Genomic DNA, 15,157 nt, shown 5'->3' on the forward strand with positions numbered 1-15,157 from the left:
ATACTCGCTTAATTCTGAATCAGTGCCTGCGCCAGCTCTTCCAGCTTCACGGTCCGCTGCTCGCCGGTCTCCATCGACTTCAGCGCGATCACGCCGCCATTGAGCTCGTCCTCGCCGAGAATCGCTGTATACCGGGCTGCCATGCGGTCCGCCGACTTCATCTGCGCCTTCATCTTCCGTCCGAGGTAATCGCGCTCGGCAGAGAATCCAAGGCTGCGCAGGTGGAACAGCTGCTTCGTAATCTCCAGATCGGCAGCCTCGCCCAGTGCGATGAAGTAGACGTCCAGCGGCTTCGCCGCTTCCAGCTCCACGCCCTGATTCTCCAGAATCAGCAGAATCCGCTCCAGGCCAATCCCGAAGCCGATCCCCGGCTGATCCGGTCCGCCGATCTCTTCCACAAGACCGTTATACCGGCCGCCGCCGCCCACCGTATCGATGGAGCCGATGCCTGCTGCTTTATACTCAAACGCTGTATGCGTGTAATAATCTAGGCCGCGTACCAGACGGGGATTCACGCTGTACTCTACCCCCATCACATCGAGATGCCCCTTCACCTTGGCAAAATGCTCGGTGCACTCCTCATCCAGACTGTCCAGAATGGACGGTGCCCCGCCGAACTTGTCCTGATCGACCTTGCAGTCCAGCACGCGCAGCGGGTTGCGCTCCATCCGCCGCTGGCAGTCACTGCACAGGCTCTCTCTCATCGGTCTCAGGAAATTCAGCAGCTTCTCGCGGTAGGCTGCCCGGCTCGGCGCGTTGCCGACGGAATTCAGCTCCACCCGTACATCCTTCAGCCCCAGATCAATATAGAACTGATACCCCAGCGAGATGACTTCCGCATCAATAGCCGGGTCTACAGCACCAAACGCCTCAATCCCGAACTGGTGGAACTGGCGGTATCGGCCCGCCTGCGGACGCTCATAACGGAACATCGGCCCGATATAATACAGCTTGCTGACATCCGGCTCCCCGTAGAGCTTGTTCTGGACATAGGCGCGCACAACGCCGGCAGTCCCTTCAGGACGCAGCGCCAGATCGCGGTCGCCCTTGTCCTTGAAGGTGTACATCTCTCCTTCTACAATGTCCGTCGTTTCGCCTACTCCGCGCTCGAACAGCCCGGTATGCTCGAACATCGGTGTGCGGATCTCCCGGTAATTGAAGCGGCGGCAGAGCTCTCTCGCCTTGGCCTCTACGACCTGCCACTTCTCCACTGCACCCGGAAGCACATCCTGCGTACCGGTAGGTTTCTCGAATCTTTCTTTAGCCACAGCCTATCCCTCCTGAAAATAACCCCTTAGCACAGCAAAAAATCCCCCGCGCCTGTTCAACTTGCAAACAGGGACGAGGGATTATACTAACCGATAATTCACCCGTGGTACCACCCACATTCCGGACTTCAGCAGCTGCTGCTTCAGATCCGCTCTAAGCGGTTAACGCCCGCCTACGCGCAACCGGCTACTGACTGTAGGCCAACAATCAGCCTGCTTTCGCCGTGCGTTCTCGGGGAGGTCATTCATCCGTTCATCAACAGAATCCTTACAGCCATGCGGATCAGCGTCTGTTCCGTCCTAAACTGGACAGCTACGCGATCTGCGGGATTCCTCTCTGGGGTTGTGGGCTACGGATTACTTGGTCCCGTCATCAAATACAATATAACTTACCGTATACTGTTAGATTCTACTGAACCACTGCGCTAAAGTCAAGGATTGAATTAATTACGCTGTGACCAAGTTCGGCACAGTTCGGCACAGTTCGGCCTAGTTCGGCCCACCGGACCACGGTAACCACTGTGCCACTGCCACCCAGCGATCGTTAAGCTTAAAGGACTGAGATTCCGCTATTGGGCCAAAAATGTCATATTCACGCATTAACCGGACCCTGATTCAGTTATACACCCACATATGCCTCACGATCTGCTCAAATCAACATAATAACGGAATGTCAGTCCTCCTCTGCCCTCATGGTAAGGATTTTGGGACAAATAGGCGCTTCACAGTCCGCTTCACTCTGCTTGTGCTGGCACTCCCTCTTGCTCCAAAACCCTCATAACAAAAAAGTGACCTGCAGCCGATTGCTGCAGGTCCATCGTCATATATTATAAAAAAGGGGGTCATGCTTCTATTATAAACACGCTATATTAAGGAAACATGTATGTAGTATTACAGTTACATTACAGAAAAGAAAGCGTTTCATAAAGTTGTCCAGAACACAAGCTAATCCAATCTACACAATAGGTTACACCATCTCTTAATCCTTGTCTACAAGTAGAAGCGGCTATTTCAAGTGGAAACGGCTATGCCGTCCTTATTAAGGACGGCACCCGTTTCAGCGAGAAATATAAGGATAAGTTATCGTGTGGAACATATAAATTCTTATATTTAAAAAAAGCTCCAGCCTCCCAAGCGGAAGACTGGAGCTCTACATTATATTTCTAGATCAAGCAGGCTGCTGCTTAATCAAAGACCTCAACATACGCCTGCTTGCGGCGCAGGGCATTCACAACATCATTGAACTGGTTCTCCGCTACCTTGAGATCCATCACATAGTTCAGATGCTCCAGGTCGCTGTTCTTCAGCTCATCGCCGTCACGAACCTCGCCTTCTAAATCCGCTTCCTCCGCACGTACCTCATCCGGACGGTCCGGACCGTCGATATCCGCGATGGCAGGAACAATCGCCGCTCCTGTAGCCGGGGTGGAAGCGCCTCCTGCCGCGTATACGCCTCCAGCGCCGGTTGTAGCCGTGTTATAGGGAGCCAGCGGGATCAGGATATTGCGCCGGTTCCGTCCTCCGTTATCCAGAGGAGCCGTTAAGGCGGATACCTCCACTCCTTCTACACCGTAAGGAATTAATGCTGTCTTGGCACCTTCTGCTGCATCTTCCGTACTGAAATAGGCTTGGATTCTCTTAGTCATTGTTAATCCCTCCCATAAGGTTTGTGTAAACGCTTGTATTACAACACCTTAAGCAGCTCACGCACAAATGCGGGCTCATCCTTGGGTGTGCGTGATGTAATATAATTGCCGTCCACGACAACCTCTTCATCCTTGAACTCCGCCCCGGCATTGATCAGGTCATCCTTCAGCGGCGGATAGGAGGTGAGTGTGCGGCCTTTCAGCAGATCGGCGCTGATCAGGATCTGCGGCCCGTGACAGATGGCGGCAATCGGCTTGCCTGCGCCGTCCGCCTCTTGGACAAACTGCAGAATGTCAGGGCTTAGACGAAGATTCTCCGGAGAAGAGCCGCCCGGTATGACCACAGCATCATAGTCTCCGGCCTTGACCTCACTGATCGCCTTATCGGCTGTATAGGATACGCTTCCTTGTTTGCCGTGCAGGGTCTCATGCTTCTTCAGACCGATAATCTCTGCCTGATGCCCTGCCTGCAGCACCTCTTCATAAGGAACCTTCATTTCCGAGTCTTCAAAATCATTTGCGAGCAGAAATGCTACTTTACTCATGAGATGATGATCTCCTCTCTGTGCTATTCTGTTCTCGTGATTCTATTACCCGCATTCCTCCGCTTTATAACCAGCTCTGCCCGTTCCATGCAAAAAAACAACAAACCCGGAGCGCCTCCGCACCTTAAGTACGGGGCATAAGGCTGCGGCGCATTGCCTGAAGTCCCTGCAGCTCCTGCTGTCCTTCAACCGCTTTGGCTGTGGCTGCCGCTTCCGTCCCTGAACCTGCCATATGGCCCTGCAATGTGTTCCATATCCATGCTTTTGGTGATTGTCTCATACGCTGAACTCCCCGCAACTTGTGAATAATGGTTACTTCCATAGTCTAACCATCCAGCGTTGCTGCTATCCCGACGCAAAATAACCCCACAAAGTGGAGCTTTAGCGCAGGTGGTGACTCAGGTACTTTGCGGGGACCCCAAAACATATAAATTCTTATCATCCAAAAAGGACCCTACAAATATGTAGAGTCCTTCATCGTCAAGCCAATATCGTTAGCCCCGGCTGTCCAGCAGCAGGGTGACCGGGCCCCAGTTGGTCAGGGCGACATCCATCATCGCGCCGAACACACCAGTCTCCACCTGCAGACCGCCGGCCCGCAGCTGCTGGTTGAAATAGTCGTAGAGCCGCTCTGCCTCCGCCGGAGCCGCCGCAGCCATGAAGTTGGGACGTCTGCCCTTGCGGCAGTCCCCGTACAGCGTGAACTGGGAGACCGACAGAATGGCCCCGCCGGCCTCTGTGACGCTGTGGTTCATTTTACCGGCAGCATCCTCAAAAATCCTTAGTCCCGCCACCTTCTCCGCCAGATACTTGGCATCCTTCTCGGTATCCTCATGGGTGATGCCGACCAGCAGCATCAGCCCTTCTCCTATAGCGCCGGTCACGGTCCCGTCTACGGTCACACTCGCGCTCTTGCAGCGCTGTACAACCACTCTCATCTCATCGTTCAGCTCCTTGCCCTAACACCTATTGCATAATACGGTTCACGGTATATACATCCTTGACCCGCTTCACTTTATCGACCACAGACTGCAGATGATCCGTATTGCGGATCAGAATCGTCATATGGATCATGGCCATCTTGTTCTTGTCGGAGCGTCCGGTCACCGCCGATATATTCGTCTTACTCTCCGACACCGCCTGCAGCACCTCATTCAGGAGGCCGTTGCGGTCATGGCCGGTAATCTCAATATCGACACTGTAATTGGACTCCATGCTGCCTTCCCATTCCACTTCGATCACACGTGCAGCCTCTTCCCCTTCGCCCTCGGACGGAATATTCGGGCAATCCTCACGGTGCACCGATACGCCGCGTCCGCGGGTGACATAGCCGACAATGTCATCGCCTGGAACAGGATTACAACATCGCGCGAAGCGTACGAGCAGATTGTCGATGCCCTTGACACGCACTCCGTTGGTTGGCTGGTTACGCTTCTCCCCGGTAGATTTGATCTCCTTCATCTGGGAGGTCAGCTCCAGGTGGCCTGCGGCCTCCTCCTGCTCCTTACGCAGCTTCTCCGTCAGCTTGGAGGCAATCTGGGCGGCGGTAATCCCGCCGAAGCCGACAGCGGACAGCATATCCTCCACATCGTTGAAGGCGAACTTCTTCGCCGCCTCCGACAATTTATCCTCTGTCAGCCAGTCGGAGACCTCCACGTTCAAGCGCTTCAGCTCGCGTTCGATCGCCTCGCGGCCCTTCTCCACGTTCTCCTCGCGCTTCTCCTTCTTGAACCATTGCTTGATCTTACTGCGCGCATGGGAGGATTGGGCAATCTTCAGCCAGTCGCGGCTCGGCCCGTACGAGTTCTTCGAGGTTAGAATCTCCACGATATCCCCGGTCTTCAGCTTATGGTCCAGCGGCACAATCCGCCCGTTCACCTTGGCGCCGATCGTCCGGTTGCCGACCTCGGTATGAATGCGGAACGCGAAGTCCAGCGGCACAGAGCCGGCTGGCAGCTCCACCACCTCGCCCTTTGGCGTGAAGACGAAGACCAGATCGGAGAAGAAATCCATCTTCAGCGATTCTACGAATTCCTCCGCATCCTTGGCTTCATGCTGAAGCTCCAGAATCTCGCGGAAGAACGGCATCCGGTTCTCCGGGTTCACGTTATTGCTGTTGCCTTCCTTATATGCCCAGTGGGCGGCAATCCCGAATTCAGCGGTACGGTGCATCTCCCATGTCCGGATCTGGACCTCGGTCGGCTCCCCGCCCGGGCCTACCACTGTTGTATGCAATGACTGGTACATATTGGCCTTGGGCATAGCAATATAATCCTTGAACCGGCCGGGCATCGGCTTCCAAAGAGTATGAATAATGCCGAGTGTGGCATAACAATCCTTGATGTTGTCCACGATAATGCGGATGGCCAGCAGATCATAGATTTCGTTGAACTGCTTGTTCTTCGTGTTCATCTTGTTATAGACACTATAGATATGCTTCGGGCGTCCTGACAGGTCGCCTTCAATGCCCATTTCGTCCAGCTTGGCGCGGATGCGGCTGATGACACTGTCGATGAACTGCTCGCGTTCGGCCCGCTTCTTGTGTACAAGATTGGCAATGCGGTAGTACTGCTGCGGATTCAGGTAACGGAGGGCAATGTCCTCCATCTCCCATTTGATGGCAGAGATCCCGAGCCGGTCGGCAATGGGACAGAAAATCTCCAGCGTCTCATAGGAAATCCGGCGCTGGCTCTCTTCCGATTGGTATTTGAGCGTGCGCATGTTGTGCAGCCGGTCTGCCAGCTTGATCACAATGACCCGGATGTCCTGGGCCATAGCGATGAACATTTTGCGGTAATTCTCGTTCTGTTGCTCTTCCTTCGAGCGGAAGCGGATGCGTTCCAGCTTGGTCAGGCCGTCCACCAGCATCGCGCAGGTATCGCCGAATTTCTCGCGGATCTGCTCCAGGGACACGGTCGTATCCTCCACCACATCATGCAGCAGCGCTGCAATAATGGAGATGACATCCATCTGCATATTGACGACAATATCTGCAACCGCCAGCGGGTGCAGAATATACGGCTCCCCCGATTTGCGGATCTGCCCATGATGTGCCTGGTCGGCAAATTCGTAAGCCTCACGGATGCGGAGAAGATCTTTTTCTTTTATATAGGCGCCAGCCTTTTCGGTTAATTGCTCTATGCCCATTCTCGTCGTATCCGTTTCCCTTCTATAATAAAATGAACCCGCAAGGATGCAGAATTTGCAGGTTCCATATATCCCGGCGGAAGTAACACTCAGGTTAAAGTTGTCTATAATTATGACGCTTGCGAGGGATTCCGTCAACACTTGGCATAGCGTGGGATTCCTGTCAGCGAAAGGGCCAAGAAAAGACAATTTTGTGGCGCAGGCAAAAATGTTGTTGTAAAAATCCGCCGATCTATTTAATCTAGTAAAGGCGGTTTGGAAGTAGACAGAATTACAAATGTCAAGCGAACCACAAATTCAGATCAGAAAGAGAAGTGAACTCCATTGCAACGCGAAATTCAAGTTAATGAGAGACTCCCTTGGGGCCCGGGCTTCCTCCTGAGTCTTCAGCATCTGTTCGCCATGTTCGGCAGCACGGTGCTGGTTCCTAACCTGTTCGGGGTAGACCCCGGCATGATCCTGCTGATGAATGGTATCGGCACCCTGCTATATATTCTGATCTGCCGCGGCAAAATCCCTGCTTATTTGGGTTCCAGCTTTGCCTTTATCTCCCCGGTGCTTCTGGTACTCAATGACCATGCCGGCGATCATGAGCGCGGATATTCGCTTGCACTTGGCGCTTTTATTGTTACTGGTGTTATTTTTATTCTTGTCGCTTTAATTGTACGTTATGCCGGCACCGGCTGGATTGACGTCGTATTCCCTCCGGCGGTTATGGGTGCAATCGTAGCTACCATCGGACTGGAGCTTGTTCCTGTTGCGGCACGCATGGCCGGGCTGATCGCTCCTGAAGGCGTGGCTGCGGCGGACTGGACGCCTGACGGCAAAGCCATTACCCTGTCGCTTGTCACGCTTGGCGTAACGGTTCTCGGCTCCGTGTTATTCCGCGGCTTCCCCAAAATCATCCACATCCTCATCGGTATCGTTACCGGTTACGTACTCGCTTATATCCTGGGTCAGGTGAATACAAGCGCCATCTCGGAAGCAAGCTTCCTCTCCCATCCGACCATTATTACCCCCTCCTTCAGCTGGCAGGTTATCTTGACGATCATTCCCGTATCGCTGGTTGTTATTGTTGAGCATATCGGCCATTTGCTGGTAACCAGTAATATTGTCGGCAAGGATCTGACCAAAGATCCGGGGCTGGACCGCTCGCTGATGGGTAACGGGATCTCTACAGTACTCTCGGGCTTCGTCGGTTCTACACCTAATACAACCTACGGTGAAAATATCGGCGTTATGGCGCTGACCAAAGTGTACTCGGTATATGTCATCGCCGGAGCTGCTGTTATCGCAATCGTGCTGTCCTTCTCCGGGACCTTCTCCTCGGTCATTGCCAATATTCCTACGCCGGTCATGGGCGGTGTCTCCCTGCTGCTGTTCGGCGTGATTGCGGCTTCGGGTCTGCGGATCTTCGTAGAGCAGAAGGTGGATTTCTCCAAGGCAACCAACATGATTCTGGCTACGCTTGTCCTCGTGGTAGGCATCAGCGGCATCTCCCTCAAGCTTGGCGGCGTTGAGCTGAAAGGGATGGCGTTGGCAACGCTTGTCGGGATGGTGCTCGCCCTGCTCTTCAAGCTGATTGAGGTCCTGGGCTTATCCAATGAACAGGAAGCGGAGAAGTCCGCTCACTAGAACCATTCAATTCAGATTCAGCTGCAAAAAAGCGGACTGCTGTCTTCATTCGACAGCAGTCCGCTTTATATTTCCCGGGAAAAGTTATTCCGGCGGTATTAATCCTCGTAAGTGAGCAGCGTAACAACCTCAATGTCTGACAGCTTGCTCCGGCCGGCCAGAGCCGTCAATTCAATCAGGAACGCAGCGCCAACCACTTCGCCGCCGAGCTGCTGCACCAGATTAACCGAGGTAGCAATCGTACCGCCGGTCGCGAGCAGATCATCTGCAATCAGCACCTTCTGACCCGGTTTGATCGCATCGGTATGCATAGCAAGAGTATCCTTGCCGTATTCCAGCGCATAACCTGCTTCAATCGTCTCGTAAGGCAGCTTGCCGCTCTTACGGATCGGCACGAAGCCAACGCCCAGCGCGTATGCCAGCGGTGCACCCACAACGAAGCCGCGCGCCTCCGGTCCGGCAATCACATCAATCTCCAGATGGGCTACCAGCTTCTTCAGCTCGTCGATGGCGCTGCGGTAGGACTCCCCGTCCATCAGCAGTGTAGTAATATCCTTGAAGCTGATTCCAGCCTGGGGAAAATCGGGGATCACTCGAATCTTGTCTTTGAAATCCAACGTCATCATCTCCTAAAAGTTTGTGAGCTTAGCCTCACTGAAATAACTCCGAACACACTTACTCAAACTACAGTATAACCTGCTAACTTCTGTACTCCAAGCTGTCTATGAGGCGCCCAAGCGGCGTGACAGCATGAACTCCTGCAGCTCGCTGCGGCTGCCTTCCATGAAATACTGCTCCATTTCGGCGGTCTTGCCCAGTCTGATGAAATGCTCTGACGCCGTAAGACTCTTGGCCGCCGGCTGAGGCACGAACGTAATCTTCCCGCCGCTGCGGTCAATGAAATCAAGCTCAGCGAACACATCAAGCATCCGGTTCAGCATACGCGCACCCAATGCGGACTGGCGGCTCAGCCGCCGCAGCACTTCAGGCTCAGGCGTAGGAGTAGCCGCTATCGAAGCAATCCATTTATATAATGTTGCGAAATGCTCGCGTGTCGGAATCTGCAGCCGGTCGCGCCCGTCACGGATGGAATGCAGCAGAGCAATATTCTCCGCTCCGGGAAAAGCAGTGAATAATGCCTCCAGCTGCTCGGGAGACTCCGGCATATCCAGCAGACAGAGCAGCGTGACCTCCGCTGCCCCTCCCCCGCCTTCCGGCTGGTGAAGCGGAGTAATCCCTCCGCCTTCCTCGTACACCCAGAGAGACATCCCCTTCAGCTCACGCAGCGGGCTTGTCCGGCTGTTCTGGAACACCGCAGCGCTCCTCCCGGGCTTGCCGCTATAGGTCTGAAGCAGCGCTTCCAGCTGCACAGCCTGCTTGACGGCATCGGCTGTGCCGCGCAGGTCGAACAGCTGTGCCTTCGGCACCGCAAGATCCTGCAGCATCAGCTGAGGCTTGCGGGAGCCGTTCCATTCATTGACCGACAGCTCCGCGAGTACATCCACCTCTGTACCTGCGGGCAGCAGGTCAGCCAGCGGGCCCTTACCGAAGGCGACTGCTTCAATCTGCAGCCGGCCCTGCTGGAGTACAAGCTTCAGATGCTTGCTCTCCTGGCCCATCCTGCGGGTCTCCTTCACAGCAGCTCCGCGCAGAATGAACCGCGGCAGCGGATTGGCCATGCCGAACGGAGCCAGCCGTTCCAGTTCAAGCGCGGCCTGCAGCGTCAGATCGGCGATGGACACCTCGCCGTCCGCAGCCGTAACGGCTATGAAGTCCTCCGGCGTCAGGACAGCTGCCGCATAGGCATTCAGCGCCTCATCGAAGGCCTCCAGCTTCTCCTGCGGCAGGCTCATGCCCGCAGCAGCCGGGTGGCCGCCGAAGTGGTCCATCAGCTCAGCGCAGGAGGATAAGGCTGCATAGATGTCCAGTCCCGGAATAGACCGGGCCGAGCCCTTGCACATTCCGGTATCCGGGTGAATATCCAGAATAATGACCGGACGGTAATAACGTTCCAGCAGCTTGGAGGCGACAATCCCGACTACGCCCACATTCCAGCCCTGTTCAGCCAGCACAATAATGTCCGGCAGCCCGGTGCGGCTGATCCGCTCCTCCAGCTTGGCCGTTGCCTCCTGAACGATTCTCTCCACCACCTGCTGGCGTTCCTTGTTCAGCAGGTCCAGCTCGGCAGCAAGCTGCTCCGCCTCCTCCGCCGCATCTGTCGTAAGCAGCGTTACCGCACGGCCTGCATGATCAAGCCTTCCGCTGGCATTAATACGCGGTGCCATACCGAAGGCAATATTGACAGCGCTGACAGTATTCATCGTAATTCCGCTGACTGCAAGCAAGGCCCGGACTCCAGGGAACATAGAATGCCTCATACTGCTCAGGCCTCTGCGCACCAGACTGCGGTTCTCCCCAACCAGCGGCATCAGATCAGCTACAGTGCCGATTGCGGCAATCTCGCACCATTCCTCGGGAACTCCGTTGCCCAGCAGGGCCTCAGCCAGCTTATAGGCCACTCCGACACCGGCCAGCCCCTTGAACGGATACGGGCAATGCGGCAGCTTCGGGTTGATCAGCGCATAAGCCTCGGGCAGCAGCTCGGGCGGCTCATGATGATCGGTAACAATAACATCGATTCCAAGCGTAGAAGCATAGGCAATCTGATGATAGGCGCTGATACCAGTATCTACAGTAATCACCAGGGATACACCCTGCTGCAGCGCCCAGTCCAGCGCATGATTATGTAGTCCGTAACCTTCATTGGACCGGTGCGGGATATAAATGTCAAACGACGCGCCCAGATGGCGCAGAAGATAGATCATCAGCGCTGTGCTGGACACACCGTCCGCATCATAGTCCCCATATACCAGGATATGTTCTTCCTCTTCCAGCGCCTTGCGTATCCGCGGCACAGCCTCGGCCATTCCGCTAAGCAGGAAGGGATCATGTCTATCTTCCGCTCCGCCATCCATGAATTCCAGCGCCTTGCCGGCGGTATCCATGCCTCTTTGCACCAGCAGCGAGGACAGGAGCGGAGAAATAGAAAGGCTCCGGGCCAATTCCCGAATCCTGCCGGGATCAGCTGCCGGAGATTGCCATGTTGTTTTGGAATGAAGCACGCCAGCACACCTTTCTCTCTTGCAGACTACTGGAGCAGCGTGGGAATATCGTTGTCCACAAGCTCATGATTGCTTTTGTACGGATAACCCGGGTCATACGGCACAACCTCCATATGAACCTCCCCGACATGCACAAACCGGTGCTGGAGCAGCTTCCGGGCGCATTCCGAGATATCCTGGGCTTCCAGCACGCTGATCCGCGGATTCACACTGATCTTCACATGCAGATTCACATAACTGCCTTCCTCCAGCGCCCGGAGCTGCTCAATACGGATAACCCCGTGCACACGCTGAACCGTCTCTATGAAGCTGGCCGCTTCCTCGGATGGAAGCTCCTGCAGCTTCTTGCTGTAGACAGAAGATGTAATTAAGGAATAGCCTTTGCGGAGAATCAGACCACCGGTGAGCAGTGCGGCAACCGGGTCCAGATAGACCAGAGGATGCCAGTTCATATACCCTCCCGTCATGGCCAGGGCAATTCCGATGAATACGGTAATTGATGTATACAGGCTGAACCGGTGGCTGTCAGCATAAGCTGCATGGCTGCCGTCGCCCTTCTTCTTGAAATAACGGTACTGGTATTGGAATACGGCCTCTTTAAATACAATGCACAGCAGGACAGCGGCAAGCGCCGATTGCCCGGGTGCGGATAAATGGCCTCTGGTCAGATCACGAATCGCCGAGAAGACAACCTGCAGCCCGCCCATCAGAATCAGCACAGAGAACAGAATGGCCGCCAGCGGCTCATTGTTCCCTTGCTTAGCCTGGCTGCGTATAGAACCAGCCTTGCCATTCTGCTTCGGATGCCACGGAATAACCCCTGCCAGCCTGGCGGCGGCATCTGATGCGGAATAGATGGCGTCCCCCATCAACGCCTTGCTGCCCGACAGATAACCGACACCGCCTTTGGCTACTGCCAGTGCTATATCGCTAAGGATTCCGGTCCAGATAACCGTTTCCTTCCGGGGTGATTGTTTGTCATTCATAACGAGGCCCTCCTTGCCACTAGCAGGTAAACTCATGATGATGATTAAGCTTTGATATCCTGATCCAAAGATTCCGAAAAGCCGCGTCGCTACTGACGCGGCTGATGGAACAACCGGGTGTTAGGCTTTGGCCGGGCTCTTCGCCGCTGGCTTTTGGCTCTTCTTCAGTAGCAGCCAGAGCGGGCTTGCAATGAAGATCGACGAATAGGCTCCGAAGAGCAGGCCGATAACCATCGCCAGCGAGAACATCCGGATGGACTCGCCGCCCATAATCAGCAGGAAGAACGCGGCAATAAATACAGTAAAGGCGGTATACAGGGAACGCATGAGCGTCTGCATGACACTTTGGTTAACCAGATGCTTCAGATCCTCATACGTCTTCTGTTTGCCGAAGCGCAGATTCTCACGGATCCGGTCAAAGATAACGATCGTATCATTGATGGAGTAACCGATAATGGTCAGCACCGCGACAATGAAGGTGATGTCTACTTCCAGGCGGAAGATGGAGAAGACAGCCACGACCATGAATGCGTCATGAAGCAGCGCCACAATGGATGCCAGCGCAAAACGCCATTCAAAGCGGATGCTTACATAGATAATAATCCCGATACTGGACAGCAGCACCGAATAGATCGCATTGCGGGCCAGTTCCTTCGCCATTTCGGTATCCACCGTATTGATCTCGAAGGAGGCCTTGTCATCCAGCTTGTTGATCGACTGCTTGAGCGCCTCGCTCTGTGTATCATTTAGCTCCTGGTCGTAGCGGATATTGACCCGCTTGTCGCCGACAGTAACCGTCGGCTCATGCTCTACACCCGCATCCTTCAGCGCCGGCTGAAGCTGCTCCAGCGTAAGGCTCTTGGACAGAGCTACGTCCACATTGGACCCGGCCTTGAAGTCAACGCTGTAATTCAGGCCGAAGGTCGCCAGGAAGACCAGTCCTGCCACAGTCAGGGCAATGGAGAAAATATAGAAATACTTGCTTAAATGTACGAAATCAATCTCTTTCTTAAAGCGCACTGATGTCACCCTCCTTTACCCCAAATTGCTTCGGCTTCTTGAGTGCTCCGGCTTTAACCAGCACAGTCAGCAGCCAATGGGCAAAATAAAGGTTTGTCACGATACTGAGCACAATTTCCACGATCAGAATCAGCGCGAAGCCTTTTACCGCACCTGTACCGAAGGCGAACATAACCGCTGCTACGATAATCGTGGTGATATTCGCATCCATAACAGTACGGAAGGAGGTCTTGTTCCCTGCTTTGACAGAGGACATAATGCCCTTGCCGCTGCGCATTTCTTCTCTAATCCGTTCGTTGGTAATGATGTTGGCATCGACCGCCATCCCGATCCCGAGAATGAACGCGGCCACACCAGGCAGGGTTAGCGTAAAGTCAGCCAGTACAAAGACGAGAATCAGCAGCCAGGTGTGCAGGATCAGCGCGAAGCTGGCCAGTACGCCCGGAAGCCGGTACATGGCAATCATGAAGATCAGAATAATAACAGACCCGACAATACCGGCTCTGACGGTCTCTTCCAGGGACTGCTTACCGAGTGTAGCGCCTACGCTCTGGGAGTACTTCTCTGTCAGCTTCAGCGGCAGGGCACCCAGGTTAATCGTATCTGCAATCTCACGGGCTTCATCTAATGTGTATCCCCCGGAGATGGATGCTTTACCATCCGTAAGAACTGCTCTCACATAAGGAGGGTCGGACAGCAATGTATCATCCAGATAAATGGCAAGCTGTTTACCCAGCAGCCGCTTGGTTATTTCTGCGAATTTATCCTTGTTTTTGATGGAGATGCTGATTTCGGGGCGGTTCAGATTATCGCGTTGCACCTCTGCCGCACCTTCAACAAAATCACTGCCCACAAGTTCGATCTTGCTGAATGTTCCAGGCGCATCGCCTTCAGCGGCACTGCGGAACGTCAGTACTGCCGGCTCTTTCATTTTCTTGCGGACCTCAGCTTCGTCGGTAACGCCCGCAATCTTCAGACGGATGCGGTCGGTCCCTTCGGTGGTTACCTCAGGCTCGCTTGTTCCGAGTGCATTAGCGCGTTTCTCCAGACTCTCTGCCGTTTTCTGCAGTGAAGCCCGGGTCAGAGTGCCTCCCGTATCCATTGGCTCTGCGTGGTACAGAATCTCGAATCCGCCCTTAAGGTCAAGACCCAGACGGACCCGCTCCAGCAGCCCGGGAGTTGTAAATACCATGACGCCGGTTAGAACGACCACGGTAAGGATAAAGCTCAACATTCTCTTCATGCTCTAGCTAGTTCCCCTTTCATTACTCAATATTCCTATTATAGCTACGTGCGAAATGACCGTCAATTCAGGCGGAATGACGGCGCAGGCTTCACACAAAGAAACGGCCGGTCTGCTGCAGGCGAGAGATCCTCCGTTTGATAGGACAGGTTATTCAGACTCCTTCCTTACTTTACTGCTTCGCGTACCCGTTTGCAAAAAGAAAATTCGTCTTCAGGCACAGCAGTTCTCAATTCAGTCCCCTGTAGGCGGCAATGGTCAGATAATTCATATAACTGCTTGATTTCAGCGAATAAATATCATTGACAAGCCGGTGCAGGGGAGGCATTCCCTCCTTGCCGTAATTCCGGCTGACACACTCCCAAATATCCTTACCGGTCACATATTCATAGCCGAGGAGACGGAATTCCTCCGCTTTGCTGATGCACATGGCCTCGATTTCTTCACTAAGCTCGTCATATGTCCATGGCTGCGATTCCACGTGTAAGCACCTCCAAAGATTCCTCATTTATGTATGCTCAGTGGTACGTATTCGACCCTGCCTT

The 15,157-nt window shown here is 54.2% G+C and carries 13 protein-coding genes; 1 reads left to right on the top strand and 12 read right to left on the bottom strand.

Features of this window, described 5'->3' with window-relative positions; translation table 11 throughout:
• Positions 1-8: 8 nt before the first annotated feature.
• The 6 genes from hisS to MHI24_RS08980 form a co-directional block, all read right to left on the bottom strand.
• Positions 9-1,268 carry a histidine--tRNA ligase gene (gene hisS / locus MHI24_RS08955; RefSeq protein WP_340025291.1) on the bottom strand — a complete coding sequence of 420 codons (1,260 nt, stop codon included), beginning with the start codon at positions 1,266-1,268 and terminating at the stop codon, positions 9-11.
• A gap of 1,184 nt (positions 1,269-2,452) precedes the next feature.
• A complete protein-coding gene (locus MHI24_RS08960) occupies positions 2,453-2,914 on the bottom strand; it encodes a hypothetical protein (RefSeq protein ID WP_340025292.1) in 462 nt (153 codons plus the stop codon).
• A gap of 38 nt (positions 2,915-2,952) precedes the next feature.
• Positions 2,953-3,459 (bottom strand): type 1 glutamine amidotransferase domain-containing protein, encoded by a 507-nt coding sequence (locus MHI24_RS08965; protein WP_340025293.1) that lies wholly within the window; start codon positions 3,457-3,459, stop codon positions 2,953-2,955.
• 124 nt (positions 3,460-3,583) lie between these two features.
• Positions 3,584-3,739 carry a hypothetical protein gene (locus MHI24_RS08970; RefSeq protein ID WP_340025294.1) on the bottom strand — a complete coding sequence of 52 codons (156 nt, stop codon included), beginning with the start codon at positions 3,737-3,739 and terminating at the stop codon, positions 3,584-3,586.
• 214 nt (positions 3,740-3,953) lie between these two features.
• Positions 3,954-4,397, bottom strand: coding sequence for a D-aminoacyl-tRNA deacylase (gene dtd / locus MHI24_RS08975; RefSeq protein ID WP_340025295.1), 444 nt, complete (start codon positions 4,395-4,397; stop codon positions 3,954-3,956).
• Between the two features lie 28 nt (positions 4,398-4,425).
• A complete protein-coding gene (locus MHI24_RS08980; RefSeq protein WP_340025296.1) occupies positions 4,426-6,606 on the bottom strand; it encodes a bifunctional (p)ppGpp synthetase/guanosine-3',5'-bis(diphosphate) 3'-pyrophosphohydrolase in 2,181 nt (726 codons plus the stop codon).
• 324 nt (positions 6,607-6,930) lie between these two features.
• On the opposite strand from MHI24_RS08980, the gene uraA reads away from it, so the two are divergent.
• Positions 6,931-8,241 carry a uracil permease gene (gene uraA, locus MHI24_RS08985; RefSeq protein ID WP_340025297.1) on the top strand — a complete coding sequence of 437 codons (1,311 nt, stop codon included), beginning with the start codon at positions 6,931-6,933 and terminating at the stop codon, positions 8,239-8,241.
• 98 nt (positions 8,242-8,339) lie between these two features.
• On the opposite strand, the gene MHI24_RS08990 is transcribed toward uraA, so the two are convergent.
• The 6 genes from MHI24_RS08990 to MHI24_RS09015 form a co-directional block, all read right to left on the bottom strand.
• Positions 8,340-8,858, bottom strand: coding sequence for an adenine phosphoribosyltransferase (locus MHI24_RS08990; protein ID WP_340025298.1), 519 nt, complete (start codon positions 8,856-8,858; stop codon positions 8,340-8,342).
• 105 nt (positions 8,859-8,963) lie between these two features.
• On the bottom strand, positions 8,964-11,363 hold the full coding sequence (gene recJ / locus MHI24_RS08995; RefSeq protein WP_340025299.1) for a single-stranded-DNA-specific exonuclease RecJ: 2,400 nt from the start codon (positions 11,361-11,363) through the stop codon (positions 8,964-8,966).
• Positions 11,364-11,389: 26 nt separating this feature from the next.
• Positions 11,390-12,349, bottom strand: coding sequence for a cation diffusion facilitator family transporter (locus MHI24_RS09000; RefSeq protein WP_340025300.1), 960 nt, complete (start codon positions 12,347-12,349; stop codon positions 11,390-11,392).
• A 120-nt stretch (positions 12,350-12,469) separates the two neighbouring features.
• Entirely contained in the window at positions 12,470-13,369 is a 900-nt protein-coding gene (secF, locus tag MHI24_RS09005) for a protein translocase subunit SecF (RefSeq protein ID WP_340025301.1), read from the bottom strand.
• Positions 13,359-14,612 (bottom strand): protein translocase subunit SecD, encoded by a 1,254-nt coding sequence (gene secD / locus MHI24_RS09010; protein WP_340025302.1) that lies wholly within the window; start codon positions 14,610-14,612, stop codon positions 13,359-13,361. Before secD ends, secF begins: the two co-directional genes overlap by 11 nt.
• Before the next feature lie 229 nt (positions 14,613-14,841).
• Positions 14,842-15,093 carry a post-transcriptional regulator gene (locus MHI24_RS09015; protein ID WP_340025303.1) on the bottom strand — a complete coding sequence of 84 codons (252 nt, stop codon included), beginning with the start codon at positions 15,091-15,093 and terminating at the stop codon, positions 14,842-14,844.
• Between the last annotated feature and the right edge of the window lie 64 nt (positions 15,094-15,157).

The sequence above is a fragment of the Paenibacillus sp. FSL K6-1096 genome (genome assembly GCF_037977055.1).
Taxonomy (GTDB): Bacteria; Bacillota; Bacilli; order Paenibacillales; family Paenibacillaceae; genus Paenibacillus_AQ.

Coding starts and splice junctions, on each gene's coding strand:
- MHI24_RS08960 (WP_340025292.1), bottom strand. CDS start 2,914: ATGACTAAGAGAATCCAAGCCTATTTCAGTACGGAAGATGCAGCAGAA.
- MHI24_RS08965 (WP_340025293.1), bottom strand. CDS start 3,459: ATGAGTAAAGTAGCATTTCTGCTCGCAAATGATTTTGAAGACTCGGAA.
- MHI24_RS08970 (WP_340025294.1), bottom strand. CDS start 3,739: ATGAGACAATCACCAAAAGCATGGATATGGAACACATTGCAGGGCCAT.
- dtd (WP_340025295.1), bottom strand. CDS start 4,397: ATGAGAGTGGTTGTACAGCGCTGCAAGAGCGCGAGTGTGACCGTAGAC.
- MHI24_RS08980 (WP_340025296.1), bottom strand. CDS start 6,606: ATGGGCATAGAGCAATTAACCGAAAAGGCTGGCGCCTATATAAAAGAA.
- MHI24_RS09000 (WP_340025300.1), bottom strand. CDS start 12,349: ATGAATGACAAACAATCACCCCGGAAGGAAACGGTTATCTGGACCGGA.
- secD (WP_340025302.1), bottom strand. CDS start 14,612: ATGAAGAGAATGTTGAGCTTTATCCTTACCGTGGTCGTTCTAACCGGC.